Source organism: Terrabacter aeriphilus, assembly GCF_039542985.1.
Classification (GTDB): domain Bacteria; phylum Actinomycetota; class Actinomycetes; order Actinomycetales; family Dermatophilaceae; genus Terrabacter; species Terrabacter aeriphilus.
Genome location: NZ_BAABIW010000025.1, coordinates 1 through 15,950, shown reverse-complemented (window position 1 = coordinate 15,950; position 15,950 = coordinate 1). Strand labels below are relative to the sequence as shown.

Here is a 15,950-nt window from a genome sequence, read left to right as displayed (position 1 = left end):
AGCCGCAAATTGTGGCCTCTCGACGGGTGGGGTGGGTGTCAGCCGCCGAACTCGGCGACGCCGGCGCGGGCCTGGTCGAGCCAGACCTGGCGGGCCTCGAGGGCCTCACGCGCCTTCTTGACCTTGCCCGCGTTGCCGGAGGCCTCCGCCTTGGCGAGGTCGTCCTCGAGGTCGGCGACCGCCCGCTCGAGCTGGTCGACCATGGCCTTGGCGCGCGCGGCCACCTCGGGGTTGCTCGACTTCCACTTGCGGTCCTCGGCGTCGCGCACCGTCTGCTCGACCCGGCGCATGGCCTTCTCGACCCGGTCCATGTCGGCGCGCGGCACCTTGCCGGCGGCGTCCCACTTGTCCTGGATGGTACGCAGCTGGCTCTTGGCCTTCTCGAGGTCGGTGACCGGCAGGATCGCCTCGGCCTCGACGAGCAGGGCCTCCTTGACCTCGAGGTTGCCGCGGTACTGCTCCTCCTCGGCCGCGACGACCTCGTCCTTGGCCGCGAAGAAGCTGTCCTGCGCCGCCTTGAACCGGGCCCACAGCTTGTCGTCGTCCGAGCGGCTCGCCCGGCCGGCCCGGCGCCACTCGTCCATGAGCCGCTTGAAGGCCCCGGCCGTGGCCGCCCAGTCGGTGCTCGAGGCGAGGGCCTCGGCCTCTGCCACGAGGCGCTCCTTGGCCGACTTGGCGTCCGCGTGCGCGGCGTCGAGACCGGCGAAGTGGCTGCGGCGGGCCTTGTCGAAGCCGTTGCGCGCCGAGCTGAAGCGGGTCCACAGGCTCGACTCGGTGTCGCGCTCGAGGCGGACGGAGGCGCGCTGGTGGGCTTTCCACTCGTCGAGCAGCTCACGCATGCGCGCGCCGCTCGTCTTCCACTGGATGCGGCTCTCGGGCTGGCCGGCGATGGCCTCGGCCTCGGCGACGATCCGCTCGCGCTCGGCGGTCGCCGCCGCACGGGCCTCGGCCCGGTGCTGCTGCTCGACCTTGCGCTTGCTCGCGATGCCCGACTGGATCTCGTCGAGCTTGGCCGCGAGCGCGTCGAGGTCGCCGACGACGGTCGCGTCGGTGACCTGCGCGGTGAGCGTCTTGAGCCCCTCGGCGACGTCCTTGCTCGGCACCTCCGGCTGCGCGAGGCGCTGCTCGAGCAGGACGGCGGAGGCGAAGAGTTCGTCGTACTTGCGCGCGAAGTACGTCAGCGCCTGCTCGTTGCTCGCGCCCGGGTAGGAGCCGACCTCTTGCTCGCCCTCCTTGGTGCGCACGAAGACGGTGCCGTTGTCGTCGACGCGTCCGTATGCCGCCGACGCCGAGTGGTCCGTCGTGATGAGCGCCGGCGCGGTCGGCACCGCGGGGTGCGGCACCGCCTTGGCGAGGGCCGCCGGCGTCGGGATGGCCGAGGGCTTCGGCACGCTCGCCGGCGTCGGGGCCGACGGGGCCGACGGGGCCGACGGGGCAGGGGCCGGCTCAGGGGCCGGTGCAGGGGCCGGCGTGGGCAGTGCGGGCGCCTCTGCCTCGGGCGCGTCCTCGGTCGAGGCCGCCTCTGCGGCAACGGGTTCCGGCGAGTGGGTCGTGGCCTCGGCGCTGTCGGCGCCCTCCGTGCTGGCCACCGATGCGACGGCGTCGGCCGTCTCGGCCTCCGCCGGCGTCACGGGCTCAGACGTCTCAGACGTCTCCGTCGCCTCGGCGACCGCGGTGATCTCGTCAGGCTCGGGCTGGTTCATGTCGCTCATGCCTTCTTCTCCGTCACAGTGACACTGAGGATGCTGATCGGGTTGACCGGCGTGGGCTCGCCCGCCGCGACGAGACCGCCCGCGGCGATCTTGTCGACGATGTCGAGGCCCTTGGTCACCTTCCCGAAGATCGTGTAGCCGCCACCGTCGGTGGGCAACTGGGTTTCCTTGTACGTGATGAAGAACTGGCCGCCGTTGCTGTTCGGGTCCTGGGTGCGGGCCATGGCGAGCACGCCACGGGGGTACCTGCCGTCCTTGGGTGCGTTCTCGATGCCGAAGCCGTAGCCCGGGTCGCCCTGGCCGGTGCCGGTGGGGTCGCCGCACTGCAGCACGTAGATGCCCTCGGTCGTGAGGCGGTGGCACGGGCTCGGCGCCCAGTAGCCGGTCTTGGCGAGGTTGAGGAACGACGCCACCGTCTGCGGGGCCTTGGCGCCGTCGAGCTCGAGCACGAGGTCACCGCAGGTGGTCTTGACCGTGGCGACGAACGTCTTGCCGGCTGCCGTCGCCTTGGACGGGACCGTGGTCTGCTGCTTGGGCTTGGCCTGGAGCGCCGGGGGGGCCGTGCAGCCTGCCGCCAGCTTCTGCCCGGCGGCGAGGCCACCCGACGAGGTCGTGGCGCCGTCGGTCGGCTGGGTCGCCGGCGCGGTCGACGCCGCGGACGGGGTGTCCGAGCTGCCGACGATCTTGGGCACCGCGATGACGGCGGCGATGACGAGGATGACCGCGAGGATCACACCGAAGACCTGCTTGTCGCGCGTCGCGTCACCCACGGGGGGCTTGGCGGTCTTCTGCTGTTCCTCATGGCGGCGGCGCGCACGTGCGCGTTCCTGCTCTTTGGTCACGAACCTCTCCTCGTACGGGCCACAGGGCATGTCGCCGGGCGTCCGGTCATTTTAGGGAACGACTCGCGCGTCGGCGCAGCGGGAGGGGTCACGACTGCGTGACATCTCCCGTTCGCCCTCCGGCTCGTCCTCCCGGGCCGGATGCGGTGGGCCCCCTTGCGGGGCCGTCGCTAGGCTCCAGACGTGCTGACCATCGCCTTCCCGGCCCAGGCCTTCGACACCAACTGCTACGTCCTCGCGACGCAGGCGGGCGAGGAGTGCCTCGTCGTCGACCCGGGCATCGGGGTCGAGGAGACGCTGCGCGAGGTGCTCACCGAGCACCGGCTCCGGCCCGCCGCGGTGCTGCTCACGCACGGGCACGTCGACCACGTCTACTCGGTGACCCCCGTGTGCGGCGCGGACACCGCCGCCTACATCCACCGCGACGACCGCTACCGGCTGCACGACCTCCTCGGCCAGAGCAACCCCGGCCTCGTCGCGATGCTCGAGCAGCAGTTCGGCCGTGCGGCGACGTGGACCGAGCCGACCAACGTCGTGGAGATCGGCGACGGCACCCGACTGAAGCTCGCCGGGCTCGACGTCGACGTGCTGCACGCGCCCGGTCACACCGAGGGCTCGGTGATGTTCGGCATCGACGGCGTGCCCGACGGCATCCGTGAGCAGGTCGACGTCGACCGCACCATGGTCAGCGGCGACGTGCTCTTCGCCGGCTCGATCGGCCGCACCGACCTTCCGGGCGGTGACGCGGCCGCCATGCAGCGCAGCCTGCGCGACGTCGTGCTCCCGCTGCCCGACACGACGCTCGTGCTCCCCGGGCACTACCACGCCACCACGATGGCCCACGAGCGTGCCACGAACCCCTACCTGAAAGACTTGCCCGCGTGAACTCCCCGCAGCCCAAGGCCGCCAAGGTCATGCCGATCAGCGGCTTCCCCGAGTACCTGCCCTCCGAGCGCATCGTCGAGCAGCGCTTCCTCGACGTCATCCGCGAGACCTTCGAGCTGCACGGTTTCAGCTCGGTCGAGACGCGCTCGATCGAGCCGATCGAGCGCCTGAGCAGCCAGGGCGAGGACGCCGACAAGGAGATCTACGCGGTCTCGCGCCTCGCCGGCGGCAGCGACGAGGAGGCCCGGTGGGGCCTGCACTTCGACATGACGGTGCCGTTCGCCCGCTACGTGCTCGAGAACGCCGGCAAGCTCGCCTTCCCGTTCCGGCGCTACCAGATCCAGAAGGCATGGCGCGGTGAGCGCCCGCAGGAGGGCCGCTACCGCGAGTTCACCCAGGCCGACATCGACGTCGTCGACGTCGGGCAGCTCTCGCCGCACTTCGAGGCCGAGATGCCGCTCGTCATCGCCGACGTCTTCAGCCGCTTCCCCGTCGGCGAGTTCGTCATCCAGGTCAACGACCGGAAGATCCCGAACGGCTTCTACCAGGGCATCGGCATCACCGACGTCATCGGCACCCTGCGCATCGTCGACAAGCTCGACAAGATCGGGCCCGACAAGGTCAAGGCGCTGCTCGTCGAGTCCGGCACGACCCCCGAGCAGGCCGACCAGTGCCTCGCGCTCGCCGCCATCCGCTCGACCGACCTCGGCTTCGTCGAGCAGGTGCGCGCCCTCGGCGTCGAGCACCCCCTCCTCGACGAGGGCCTCGAGTCGCTGGCGAACGTCATCCGCACCGGCATGGCGCACGCGCCCGGCCGGCTCGTGGCCGACCTGCGCATCGCCCGCGGCCTCGACTACTACACCGGCACGGTCTACGAGACGCAGTTCGTCGGCCACGAGTCGTGGGGCTCGTTCTGCTCCGGCGGCCGCTACGACGCGCTGGCGAGCGACGGCAGGACGACCTACCCCGGCGTCGGCATCTCGATCGGCGTCACGCGCATCCTCGGGCTGCTCGTCGGCCGTGGGCTCGTCACCGCCTCGCGCTCGACGCCGGCGGCCGTGCTCGTCGCCCTCACCGACGACGACTCGCGCGAGCAGGCCGTCTCGGTGGCCACCGCGCTGCGCCGTCGGGGCATCGCCTGCGAGGTCGCGCCCGCGGCCGCCCGCTTCGGCAAGCAGATCCGGTATGCCGAGCGCCGCGGCATCCCCTACGTCTGGTTCCCCGGGGCGGGGGAGGCGGGCGACGAGGTCAAGGACATCCGCAGCGGCGAGCAGGTGCCGGCCTCCGCCGACGCCTGGACGCCGCCGGCCGAGGACCTGGCGCCCGTGGTCACCCGCACCGACGCCGGCAGCTGAGCGCCCACCGCACACGCCGGCCGGCGGCGAGCGGTCGCCACGCGGACCTCACACCCCGGGTGGCGGCCGCAGGCCCTCGTCGCGCAGCTCGAGCAGGGCGAGGCGGCGGATGACGTCGCGGTCCCGGCGGCGCCACGCGCCCGCCGGGTCGTCGGAGACCGCTGCGAGCGCCCGCACCGGCTGGGTCGTCATGGCGCGCAGGGCGAAGAGGTCGAGGTCCTCGCTCGCGTCGAGGTAGCGCTGCGACGTCAGGGCGTTGCGCACGAACCGGCCTCGCACGAAGAGCCAGACACCGAGCACGAGCAGCGAGGGCACGAGCGCGACGGTCCAGCCGAGCGCGAGCGCCAGCTGGTCGACCGTGCCCGACATCGAGGTGCCCGCCTGCGCCAGCGTCGTGCCGGAGCCGGCCGCGCTGTCGAGCCATGACCTGAGCTGGTCACCGACGAGGGGCAGCTGGGCCGCCTGCTCGCCCGCCCCGGACAGCGAGCCGTTCACCGACCGGCCGGCCGAGGTGATCGAGTCGGCGGGTCCGCGCAGCTGCTCGACGGTGTCGTGGACCCGGCGACCGGCGTACGCCCACGTGGCCACCCACAGCAGCACGAGCACGTCGGAGAGCAGCTGCCGGGTGCGTCGCCCCGTGGTGTCCGCGTAGAGCTTCATGGCGCCTCCCGTCGTCCTGCGAGCCCAACCTAGGTCACGGGGACCGGTGCCGCGCGAGGGCGCGCCCCGGCGTCGCTAGAGTGGGCTCGCCGGTCAGAGCCGACCGGTCGTCACCCCCTGTCGGGGCAACCCGGACAGGGCAACTCGGACAAGGAAGTGTCAGCGCATGAAGGTCGGCATCCCTCGCGAGGTCAAGAACCACGAGTACCGGGTGGCCATCACCCCCTCGGGCGTGCACGAGCTCACCGATCACGGTCACGACGTGCTCATCGAGAAGGACGCCGGGGTCGGCTCGCAGATCAGCGACGCGGACTACGTCGCCGCCGGCGCCCGCATCCTCGACTCGGCCGACAACGTGTGGGGCGACGCGGACATGGTGCTCAAGGTCAAGGAGCCCGTGGCCGAGGAGTACCACCGCATGCGCGAGGGGCTCACCCTCTTCACCTACCTGCACCTCGCCGCCGACAAGCCGCTCACCGAGGAGCTCGTCAAGCGCAAGGTCACCGGCATCGCCTACGAGACGGTCCAGCTGCCCTCCGGCGGCCTGCCGCTGCTCTACCCGATGTCGGAGGTCGCCGGCTGCCTCGCCCCGCAGGTGGGCGCCCACGCGCTCATGCGCGCGCAGGGTGGCCGCGGCGTGCTCATGGGCGGCGTCGGCGGCGTCGCCAACGCCAAGGTCGTCATCCTCGGTGCGGGCGTCTCGGGCCAGAACGCCGCGAACATCGCGCTCGGCATGGGCGCCGACGTCACGCTGCTCGACACCGACCTCGACAAGCTGCGGATGTCGTTCTGGCGCTACGACAACCGCGTGCACGGCCTCGCGTCCTCCAAGCTCACCGTGCAGGAGCAGGTGATGCAGGCCGACATGGTCATCGGCGCGGTGCTCATCCCCGGCGCCGCCGCCCCGAAGCTCGTCTCGAACGAGCTCGTCTCGCAGATGAAGCCGGGCTCGGTGCTCGTCGACATCGCCATCGACCAGGGTGGCTGCTTCGAGGACAGCCACGCGACGACGCACGCGGACCCCACCTACACCGTGCACAACTCGGTCTTCTACTGCGTCGCCAACATGCCCGGCGCCGTGCCGAACACGTCGACCTACGCGCTGACGAACTCCACGCTGCCGTATGCCGTCAAGCTCGCCAACCAGGGGTGGCACGAGGCGCTGCGCGGTGACCACGCCCTCGCGCTCGGCCTCAACACGCACGCCGGTCACGTCACGTACGCCGGCGTCGCCGAGGCGCACGGCATGGAGTCCGTCAGCCTCGAGACGGCGCTGTCCTGACGGAGCACGCCCCCACCGAGCCACCCGCGGGCCGCGCCTCACGCCTCGAGCGCGACGTCCGCGGGTGGCTCGACCACGTGCGCGTCGAGAAGGGCGCCTCGGACAACACGCTGAGCTCCTACGCGCGCGACCTGCGCGCCTACAGCGCGTTCCTCGCCGGGCGGGGCGTCGACGACGCCGGAGCCGTCACCGAGGCCCACGTCACCGACTTCCTCGCCTCGCTGCGCGAGCGCGGCCTCGCGGCGTCGTCCGCGGCCCGCACGCTCGTCGCGGTGCGCGGCTTCCACCGGTTCCTCGCCCTCGAGGGCCAGGTGGGCTCCGACCCCGCGGCGGCCGTGGCGCCGCCCAAGCCGCCGGCACGGCTGCCCAAGGCGATCCCCGTCGAGGACGTCGAGCGCCTGCTCGCGGCCGCCTCGCTCGGCGACACCCCGGAGTCGCTCCGCGACCGCGCGCTGCTCGAGGTGCTCTACGGCACGGGCGCACGGATCAGCGAGGCCGTCGGCCTCGACGTCGACGACCTCGACCTCGGTGACGCCGCACGCGGCGGTTCCGGCAGCCCGGGGGACCCCGGTCGTGGGGGTGCGGCCTCGGTGCGCCTGCTCGGCAAGGGCGGGAAGGAGCGCGTGGTGCCGGTGGGGCGCTACGCGGTGGAGGCCGTGACGGCATACCTCGTGCGGGGACGACCCACGTTGGCGGCGAGCGGGCGCGGGGGACCGGCGCTCTTCCTCGGGCGGCGCGGCGCCCGGCTCTCGCGCCAGTCGGCGTGGGCGGTCATCCAGCAGGCGGCCGAGCGGGCCGACCTCGGCCAGCACGTGTCGCCCCACACGCTGCGGCACTCGTTCGCGACGCACCTGCTCGACGGCGGCGCCGACGTCCGCGTGGTGCAGGAGCTGCTCGGGCACGCGTCGGTGACGACGACGCAGATCTACACCATGGTCTCGGTCCAGCGGCTCCGCGAGGTGTACGCGGGCGCCCACCCCCGAGCCCGCTGATAGGGTCACACGTGATCAGCGAGAGGCTGACCGCAGCATCTCAGGGCAAGGCCGAGCGGAGTTGGAACACCCGGTGAACGAGGAGTCACACGAGACCATGCAGTCCGTGCCGTCCGAGGACCTCGCCCCTCCGGCGCAGGCCGGTGCCTCCCCGGTGGCCCACCTGCCCGGCATCGAGTCGAACGGCGCCGTCATGGGCCCCACCGGCCGACCGGTGCCCGACTTCCCGGACCCCGCGCCGCTGACGAGCCACGGGCCGGCGCGCATCATCGCCATGTGCAACCAGAAGGGCGGCGTCGGCAAGACGACGACGACGATCAACCTCGGTGCGGCGCTCGCCGAGCTCGGGCGTCGCGTCCTCGTCATCGACTTCGACCCGCAGGGCGCCCTGTCGGTCGGGCTCGGCGTCAACGCGCAGGAGCTCGACGTCACGATCTACAACCTGCTCGTCGAGCGCGGGCACGACATCCGCGACGTGATCACGCCCACGCGCACGGCCAACCTCGACGTCGTGCCGGCCAACATCGACCTGTCGGCGGCGGAGGTGCAGCTCGTCGGCGAGGTGGCCCGTGAGCAGATCCTCGCGCGCGTGCTGCGACCGGTGGCCGACGACTACGACGTCATCCTCATCGACTGCCAGCCCTCGCTCGGGCTGCTCACGGTCAACGCGCTCACGGCCGCGCACGGGGTCGTCATCCCGCTCGAGTGCGAGTTCTTCGCGATGCGCGGCGTGGCCCTACTCATCGACACCATCGACAAGATCACCGACCGGCTCAACCCGCGCCTGCAGGTCGACGGCATCCTCGCCACGATGTACGACGGCCGCACCCTGCACAGCCGCGAGGTCGTGCGCTCGGTCGTCGACCACTTCGGTGACCAGGTGTTCCACACGGTCATCAGCCGCACGGTGAAGTTCCCCGACGCCACGCTCGCGGCCGAGCCGATCACGTCGTACTCCTCCGACCACTCGGGCGCCAACGCCTACCGCCAGCTCGCGCGCGAGCTCATCGCCCGCGGCGGCGCGGCCTGACCGGCCGTGACCCGATGAACGGGCAGGGCACGGTCGACCGCGAGCTGGTCGAGCGCGAGGTGGCCGAGCGGGAGGCGGAAGGTGGGACGACCGCTGTCGGTGACCCCACCGAGCCCGCTGGCCTCGACGACGGCGACACGCTCGTCGCCGACGCGCAGCTCCCCGCCCCGGCTCGTGAGCTGACACCGGGCGGCGTCATCACGCGCCGCGGCGGCACCACGTTCGAGGTGCACCTCGACGTCTTCTCCGGCCCCTTCGACCTGCTGCTCGGCCTCATCAGCAAGCACAAGCTCGACATCACCGAGGTGGCGCTCGCCAAGGTCACCGACGAGTTCGTGGCGCACATCAAGGCCGCGCAGGCGGCCGACAGCGACTGGGACCTCGGGCAGGCCTCGGAGTTCCTCCTCGTCGCCGCCACGCTGCTCGACCTCAAGTCCGCGCGCCTGCTGCCGCAGTCCGGACCGCAGGACGACGAGGACCTCGCGCTCATCGAGGCGCGCGACCTGCTCTTCGCGCGGCTGCTGCAGTACCGCGCGTACAAGCAGATCGCCGGCACGTTCCGCGACCGGATGGCCACGGCGGGGCGCATCACCGCGCGCCAGGCCGGCCTCGAGCCCGAGTTCGAGCGGCTGCTGCCCGAGCTCGTCATCGCCGTGACGCCCGAGCAGTTCGCCCGCATCGCCGCCCGGGCGATGACCCCCAAGGTCGCACCGACGGTCGGCCTCGAGCACCTGCACGCGCCGCAGGTCAGCGTGCGCGAGCAGGCCGCCATCATCGTCGACCGGCTGCGCCACCGCGGCCAGGTCTCTTTCCGCGCTCTCGTCGCGGATGCCGACAGCACCCTCGTCATCGTCGCCCGCTTCCTCGCCCTCCTCGAGCTGTTCAAGGAGGCGGCCATCGCCTTCGAGCAGGCCGAGGCGCTCGGTGAGCTGGACGTGCGCTGGACCGGCACCGAGGACGGCGACGTCGCCATCGACGACGAGTTCGACGAGGACGCGGACGGGACGTCGGACGCGGAGGTGGGCGCGGAGGCGCCGGACGACGCCGCGACCCCCACGGACGACACGCAGACCCCGACGGACGCCGACGGGCCCCCGCGCGGCGGCGACGTCCCCGCAGCGACAGGAGCAGACGATGAGTGACCAGGCGGCGCCGCCCGAGGCGACCACCGACGCCACCCCTCCCACCGAGATCGACGAGCGTGCCGAGCCCACCGGGGCGGCCGAGCTCGACGCGCACGCCGAGGGCGACGAGAGTGCCGAGGGCGTCGAGGGCGCCGACGAGCAGATCGCGTTCGACATCAACGCCTTCCCCGGTGGGGCCCGCTCGGCGCTCGAGGCCGTGCTCATGGTCGTCGACGAGCCGGTGACCGAGCTCGCCCTCGCGTCGGCGCTGGAGCTGCCGGTCAAGGACGTGCGCGGCCACCTGGAGGCGCTCGAGGAGGAGTACGCCGCCGCCCAGCGCGGGTTCACCCTGCGCAGCGTCGCGGGCGGGTGGCGCGTCTACAGCCGCTCCGACTACGCGCCCGTCGTCGAGAAGTTCGTGCTCGACGGGCAGCAGGCGAAGCTGACCCAGGCCTCCCTCGAGACGCTGGCCGTCATCGCCTACCGCCAACCGGTCTCGCGCGCCCGCGTCAGCGCCGTCCGCGGCGTCAACGTCGACGGGGTCGTGCGCACGCTCACCTCGCGCGGCCTCATCGAGGAGGTCGAGGACGTGGGGGAGAGCGGCGCGGTGCTCTACCGCACGACGCCCTTCTTCCTCCAGCGCATGGGCCTGTCGAGTCTTGACGACCTGCCGGCCCTCGCGCCCTATCTACCGGACGTCGACGTCATCGACGAGCTCATCGAGGAAGGACACGCATGAGCGAGTACTCCAGGTCTCCCCGCCAGCCCCGCAAGAAGTCGACGGGAGGCTCGGGCGGCGCCCCGGGAGGTGCCCGTCGCGGCGGCCCCGGCGGCAAGGGCGCCGGTCGTCCGGTGGCCGGTGGCAAGCACGCCAAGCCGGCCCGCGGCACCAAGGGCGCCGGTCCGCGCTTCGCCGGGTCCACCAAGGCGAGCCAGCCCACGCGGCTGCCCGAGCGCCAGGCCCGCCCCGAGATCGACGTCCACGACCCCGACGGCGTGCGCCTGCAGAAGCTCATGGCGGCGGGCGGCGTGGGTTCGCGCCGCGTCTGCGAGAACCTCATCGAGCAGGGCCGGGTCGAGGTCGACGGGCAGGTCGTCACCGAGCTGGGCGTGCGGATCAACCCGCAGACCCAGACCGTCCACGTCGACGGGGTGCGCGTCAACCTCGACGAGGACCGGGTCTACCTCGCCTTCAACAAGCCCAAGGGCGTCGTGACGACGATGCACGACGAGCTCGGCCGCGTCTCGCTCGAGGACTACGTCGGCAACCGCGAGCAGCGCCTCTTCCACGTCGGCCGGCTCGACGCCGACACCGAGGGCCTGCTCCTGCTGACGAACGACGGCGACCTCGCGCACCGGCTGCAGCACCCGGCATACGGCGTGCTCAAGACGTACGTCGCGACGATCCGCGGGCCGGTCCAGCGCGACGTCGGCAAGCGCCTGCGCGAGGGCGTCGAGCTGGAGGACGGCCCGGTCAGCGTCGACTCGTTCCGCATCGTCGACCACCAGCCCGGCAAGGCCATGGTCGAGGTCGTGCTCCACGAGGGACGCAAGCACGTCGTGCGCCGCATGCTCGACGCCGTCGGGCACCCGGTGGTCGAGCTCGTGCGCACCGAGGTGGGGCCGATCCGCCTCGCCGACCTCAAGTCGGGTCGCACGCGGCGGCTCAACAAGGCGGAGATCGGCGCCCTGTACAAGGCCGCCGGTCTGTGATCCGGACGCTGCGCCGGTCGCCTCGTCCGCTCGCTACGCTGACGAGGTGACCACGCACGTCCGCATCGTCGGCGCCGGCCTCATCGGCACCAGCCTCGGAATCGCCCTGTCGAACAAGGGATTCCGTGTTTCACTGGTCGACCCGTCCCCGACGGCCGTGCGGCTGGCGCGCGACCTCCGGGCCGGTGAGATCGCCGACGACGCGATGCCCCCGCCCGACGTCGTCGCGGTCGCGGCCCCGCCCGACGTCGCGGCCCGTGTGGTCGTCACGGAGCTGAACCGCTGGCCCGACGCCGTCGTGACCGACACGGCCTCCGTCAAGGAGTCGATCCTGCGCGTCGTGCTCGACTCGGGCGCCGACGCGAGCCGCTACGTCGGGTCGCACCCGATGGCGGGGCGCGAGCGCTCCGGCGCCGCTGCCGCCCGCGGTGACCTCTTCGACGGCCGCGCGTGGGTCGTCGTGCCTCACGAGGGCTCGACCGAGGCCGCGGTGCGGCTCGTGCGCTCCCTCGCGGTGGCGGTCGGCTCCGCCGTGAGCGTCATGCCGGCCCACGAGCACGACGAGGCGGTGGCCGCGGTCTCGCACGTGCCGCAGCTCGCCTCGAGCATCGTCGCGGCCTGCCTGCGCGACCTGCCCGACACGGCGGTCGGGCTGGCCGGCCCGGGCATCCGCGACGTCACGCGGATCGCGGCGAGCGACCCCCGGCTCTGGACGCAGATCCTCGCCGGCAACGCCCCGGCCGTCCGCGACGTGATGCGCCACGTGCGGGCCGACGTCGACGCGGTCATCGGGGCGCTCGACGAGCTCGTGGAGGCCGACGGACACGGGTCGCTCGGCACGCTGAGCCGCGTGCTCGAGGCGGGCAACCTCGGCCACGCGCGCATCCCGGGCAAGCACGGGTCCGCGCCGGCGGCATACGGCGTCGTGTCGGTCGTCGTTCCCGACGAACCGGGCTCTCTGGCAAGGCTGCTCACCGACATGGGCAACGCCGGCATCAACCTCGAGGACCTGCACCTCGAGCACGGCCTGGGCCAGGCGGTGGGCGTCGCGGAGATCTCCGTCGTGCCGGCGTCGGTGGAGCCGCTGCTCACCGAGCTCGCGCGGCTCGGCTGGCGGGTCCACGACTGAGCGAGACCGGCGCCGCGGCGGACGACCGCAGGGGGCCGGCGGGGGAGGCACTATCCTCGTCGCCATGCCTGAGACCGCCGAGGAGCACCTGTCCGGATTCGTCATCGCCGTGGACGGCCCCTCGGGATCCGGCAAGTCGAGCGTGAGCCGGCGCGTGGCCAGCACGCTCGGCTACGGCTACCTCGACACCGGCGCGATGTACCGCGCCCTCACGTGGTGGTGCCTGCACGAGGGCGTCGACCCCACGGACGCCGACGCGGTTCTCGCTGCGGCACAACGCTTCCCGCTGACCATCGGCACCGACCCCGAGGCGCCGACCGTGGAGGTCGACGGCACCGACGTCGCGGCCGACATCCGTGAGACGCGCATCTCGACGAACGTCTCGGCCGTCGCGGGCGTCATCCCGGTGCGCGAGATCCTCCGCGTGCTGCAGCGTCGACTCATCTCCGAGGCGGGCGCGGCCCGCGGCGGGGTCGTGGCCGAGGGTCGCGACATCACGACCGTCGTCGCGCCGGACGCGCCGGTGCGCGTGCTGCTCACCGCCTCCGAGGAAGCCCGCCTCGCCCGGCGCTCCAAGGAGCTGCACGGCGCCGCCGACGCCGACTCGGTCGCGGCCACCCGCTCGCAGATCGTCGACCGCGACAAGGCCGACTCGGCCGTGACGCAGTTCACCGTGGCGGCCGACGGGGTGACGACCATCGACACCTCGCACCTCGACTTCGAGGGTTCGGTCGAGGCGGTGCTCCAGGTCGTCGAGGCGGCACGGGCATGACGGCCACCGGCGAGACCGCCGCGCCGCACCCGCGGCGCGCCGTCGTCGGCCGCTGGATCGGCATCGCCATCTTCCACTCGCTCTACCGCGGCCGGGCGCAGCACGTCGAGCGCGTGCCCCTCACGGGTCCGGTCATCCTGGTCGCCAACCACGCCGCCTTCCTCGACGGTCCGTTCGTCTTCTCGATGGCACCCCGACCCGTCAACTTCCTCGTCAAGCAGGAGGCCTTCAGGGGCTTCTTCGGCTGGCTCATCCGCGCCGTCGGCCAGATCCCCATCGACCGCACCGTGGGCGACCGGGCAGCCCTCGCCACGGCGACGGCCGTGCTCGAGCGCGGGGGAGCGGTCGGCATCTTCCCCGAGGGCAACCGCGGCACCGGCGAGGTCGAGCAGGTCAACCAGGGCGCGGCCTGGATCGGCCTGCGCACCGGTGCGACCATCGTGCCGGTCGCGGTGAGCGGAACGCGGCCCCCGGGCGGCTCAGCGGACGCCTGGCCGCGTCCGCGCAGCACCCTCGACGTGGTCTTCGGGGAGCCGTTCACGCTGACCGTTCCGAGCGGTGTGCCGGGCCGCGACCGGCTCCGGCTCGCCAGCGACCAGCTGCGCGACGCCCTCGCGTCGCACGTACGCTCCGCGCGGTGGGAGAATGGTCCTTCAACAGACGTTCACTGATTCGAGGACACCGTGACTGACGAGACCGCCCGCCCCACCGACGAGGGCGCTCCGATCTCGACCGCCGACCCCACCGTCGCCGTCGACGCCCCTGACGAGGTGTCGGTCGAGCGCGCGCTCCGGGCCGGTCTCGACGACTTCGAGCTGAGCCCCGAGGACCAGGCGCTGCTCGACGCCGAGGGGCCGTATGCCGCCGGCGCCACCGAGCAGGGACCGCTGCCGGTCCTCGCCGTCGTCGGGCGCCCCAACGTCGGCAAGTCGAGCCTGGTCAACCGCATCCTGCGCCGCCGTGAGGCCGTCGTCGAGGACGTGCCCGGCGTGACCCGCGACCGCGTGTCCTACGAGGCCGAGTGGGGCGGGCACCGCTTCACCATCGTCGACACCGGCGGCTGGGAGGCCGACGCCACGGGCATCCACCTGCGCGTGGCCGAACAGGCCGAGATCGCCATCGACCTCGCCGACGTCGTGATGTTCGTCGTCGACGCCACGGTCGGTGCCACCGACGACGACGAGTCGGTCGTCAAGCTGCTCCGCCGCTCGGGCAAGCCGGTCGTGCTCGTCGCCAACAAGGTCGACGACCAGCGCGGTGAGGCCGACGCGGCCACCCTGTGGAGCCTCGGGCTCGGCCAGCCCTACCCCGTCTCGGCCGTGCACGGCCGGGGCAGCGGCGATGCGCTCGACGCGGTGCTCGAGGTGCTCCCGGACGTCAGTGCGCACGGCGCCTACGCCCAGGGCGGTCCGCGCCGGGTCGCGCTCATCGGCCGCCCGAACGTCGGCAAGTCGAGCCTGCTCAACAAGCTCGCCGGAAGCGAGCGCGTCGTCGTCGACAACGTCGCCGGCACCACGCGCGACCCCGTCGACGAGCTCATCGAGCTGGGTGGCAAGACGTGGCGCTTCGTCGACACGGCCGGCATCCGGCGTCGGGTGCACCAGGCCCGCGGAGCGGACTTCTACGCGTCGCTGCGCACCCAGACGGCCCTCGAGAAGGCCGAGGTGGCCGTCGTGCTCATCGACGCCGAGCAGCCGATCGCCGAGCAGGACGTGCGCGTCGTGCAGCAGGTCATCGACGCGGGCCGCGCCCTCGTCATCGCCTACAACAAGTGGGACACCCTCGACGAGGAGCGTCGTCACTACCTCGAGCGCGAGATCGACAAGGAGCTCGTGCAGGTGCCGTGGGCGCCCCGGGCCAACATCTCGGCCCGCACGGGACGCCACATGGACCGCCTCGTGCCGGCGATCGAGACCGCGCTCGAGTCGTGGGACAGCCGCGTGCCCACGGCCCGCCTCAACGCCTTCCTCGGCGAGATCGTCGCGGCGCACCCGCACCCGCTGCGCGGTGGCAAGCAGCCGCGCATCCTCTTCGCCACCCAGGCGTCGACCCGTCCGCCGCGCTTCGTCATCTTCGCGTCGGGCTTCATCGAGGCCGGCTACCGGCGCTTCATCGAGCGTCGCCTGCGCGAGCAGTTCGGCTTCGAGGGCACGCCCATCGAGGTCTCGGTGCGCGTGCGCGAGAAGCGCCGCCGCTGACGCGAAGACCCTCGCAGGGCTCTCGTGGGGCCCTCGCGGGGCCCTCGCGGGGGCCGATTGGGACCAGCGGCATCCGGTGCGCTAATGTTCCTTTCGCCCCGCGGGGCACTCGGGCTGTGGCGCAGCTTGGTAGCGCACTTGACTGGGGGTCAAGGGGTCGCAGGTTCAAATCCTGTCAGCCCGACGGTGTGATGTCGCAAGACATCGGAATGAGCCGGACCTACGGAATGTAGGTCCGGCTCATTCGTTTTTGCGG

General features: G+C 72.6%; 15 protein-coding genes and 1 tRNA gene. 13 read left to right on the top strand and 3 right to left on the bottom strand.

Annotated features, from left to right (window positions below; translation table 11 throughout):
- Positions 1-38: 38 nt before the first annotated feature.
- Together ABD979_RS17535 and ABD979_RS17530 are read right to left on the bottom strand one after the other, a co-directional pair.
- A complete protein-coding gene (locus ABD979_RS17535; protein ID WP_345508795.1) occupies positions 39-1,712 on the bottom strand; it encodes a DUF349 domain-containing protein in 1,674 nt (557 codons plus the stop codon).
- Entirely contained in the window at positions 1,709-2,554 is an 846-nt protein-coding gene (locus ABD979_RS17530; RefSeq protein ID WP_345508794.1) for a peptidylprolyl isomerase, read from the bottom strand. The genes ABD979_RS17535 and ABD979_RS17530 overlap by 4 nt, the downstream gene beginning before the upstream one ends.
- 183 nt (positions 2,555-2,737) lie before the next feature.
- Between ABD979_RS17530 and ABD979_RS17525 the strand changes: the two genes are divergently transcribed.
- Entirely contained in the window at positions 2,738-3,439 is a 702-nt protein-coding gene (locus ABD979_RS17525) for an MBL fold metallo-hydrolase (protein ID WP_345508793.1), read from the top strand.
- Positions 3,440-3,468: 29 nt separating this feature from the next.
- Positions 3,469-4,794 (top strand): histidine--tRNA ligase, encoded by a 1,326-nt coding sequence (gene hisS, locus ABD979_RS17520; RefSeq protein WP_345508823.1) that lies wholly within the window; start codon positions 3,469-3,471, stop codon positions 4,792-4,794.
- Positions 4,795-4,842: 48 nt separating this feature from the next.
- Here the strand turns inward: hisS and ABD979_RS17515 are convergent, their stop codons facing one another.
- Entirely contained in the window at positions 4,843-5,454 is a 612-nt protein-coding gene (locus ABD979_RS17515) for a hypothetical protein (protein ID WP_345508792.1), read from the bottom strand.
- Between the two features lie 166 nt (positions 5,455-5,620).
- On the opposite strand from ABD979_RS17515, the gene ald reads away from it, so the two are divergent.
- From ald to ABD979_RS17460, 11 genes are all read left to right on the top strand, one after another.
- Positions 5,621-6,736, top strand: coding sequence for an alanine dehydrogenase (gene ald, locus ABD979_RS17510; protein ID WP_345508791.1), 1,116 nt, complete (start codon positions 5,621-5,623; stop codon positions 6,734-6,736).
- A complete protein-coding gene (xerD, locus tag ABD979_RS17505; RefSeq protein ID WP_345508822.1) occupies positions 6,733-7,728 on the top strand; it encodes a site-specific tyrosine recombinase XerD in 996 nt (331 codons plus the stop codon). The genes ald and xerD overlap by 4 nt, the downstream gene beginning before the upstream one ends.
- A 193-nt stretch (positions 7,729-7,921) precedes the next feature.
- Positions 7,922-8,758 (top strand): ParA family protein, encoded by an 837-nt coding sequence (locus ABD979_RS17500; RefSeq protein WP_345508821.1) that lies wholly within the window; start codon positions 7,922-7,924, stop codon positions 8,756-8,758.
- 14 nt (positions 8,759-8,772) lie between these two features.
- On the top strand, positions 8,773-9,900 hold the full coding sequence (locus ABD979_RS17495) for a segregation and condensation protein A (RefSeq protein ID WP_345508790.1): 1,128 nt from the start codon (positions 8,773-8,775) through the stop codon (positions 9,898-9,900).
- Complete coding sequence (gene scpB, locus ABD979_RS17490; RefSeq protein ID WP_345508789.1) at positions 9,893-10,621, top strand: SMC-Scp complex subunit ScpB; 729 nt, start codon at positions 9,893-9,895, stop codon at positions 10,619-10,621. The genes ABD979_RS17495 and scpB overlap by 8 nt, the downstream gene beginning before the upstream one ends.
- Positions 10,618-11,595 carry a pseudouridine synthase gene (locus tag ABD979_RS17485; RefSeq protein ID WP_345508788.1) on the top strand — a complete coding sequence of 326 codons (978 nt, stop codon included), beginning with the start codon at positions 10,618-10,620 and terminating at the stop codon, positions 11,593-11,595. The genes scpB and ABD979_RS17485 overlap by 4 nt, the downstream gene beginning before the upstream one ends.
- Before the next feature lie 46 nt (positions 11,596-11,641).
- Positions 11,642-12,724: a prephenate dehydrogenase gene (locus tag ABD979_RS17480; protein WP_425584003.1), complete on the top strand. Its 1,083-nt coding sequence runs from the start codon at positions 11,642-11,644 to the stop codon at positions 12,722-12,724.
- A gap of 64 nt (positions 12,725-12,788) precedes the next feature.
- A complete protein-coding gene (gene cmk / locus ABD979_RS17475; protein WP_345508787.1) occupies positions 12,789-13,496 on the top strand; it encodes a (d)CMP kinase in 708 nt (235 codons plus the stop codon).
- Entirely contained in the window at positions 13,493-14,167 is a 675-nt protein-coding gene (locus tag ABD979_RS17470; RefSeq protein WP_345508786.1) for a lysophospholipid acyltransferase family protein, read from the top strand. The genes cmk and ABD979_RS17470 overlap by 4 nt, the downstream gene beginning before the upstream one ends.
- Before the next feature lie 54 nt (positions 14,168-14,221).
- A complete protein-coding gene (der, locus tag ABD979_RS17465) occupies positions 14,222-15,694 on the top strand; it encodes a ribosome biogenesis GTPase Der (protein WP_345508820.1) in 1,473 nt (490 codons plus the stop codon).
- 110 nt (positions 15,695-15,804) lie between these two features.
- Positions 15,805-15,878 (top strand) — tRNA-Pro (locus ABD979_RS17460).
- Positions 15,879-15,950: the final 72 nt, after the last annotated feature.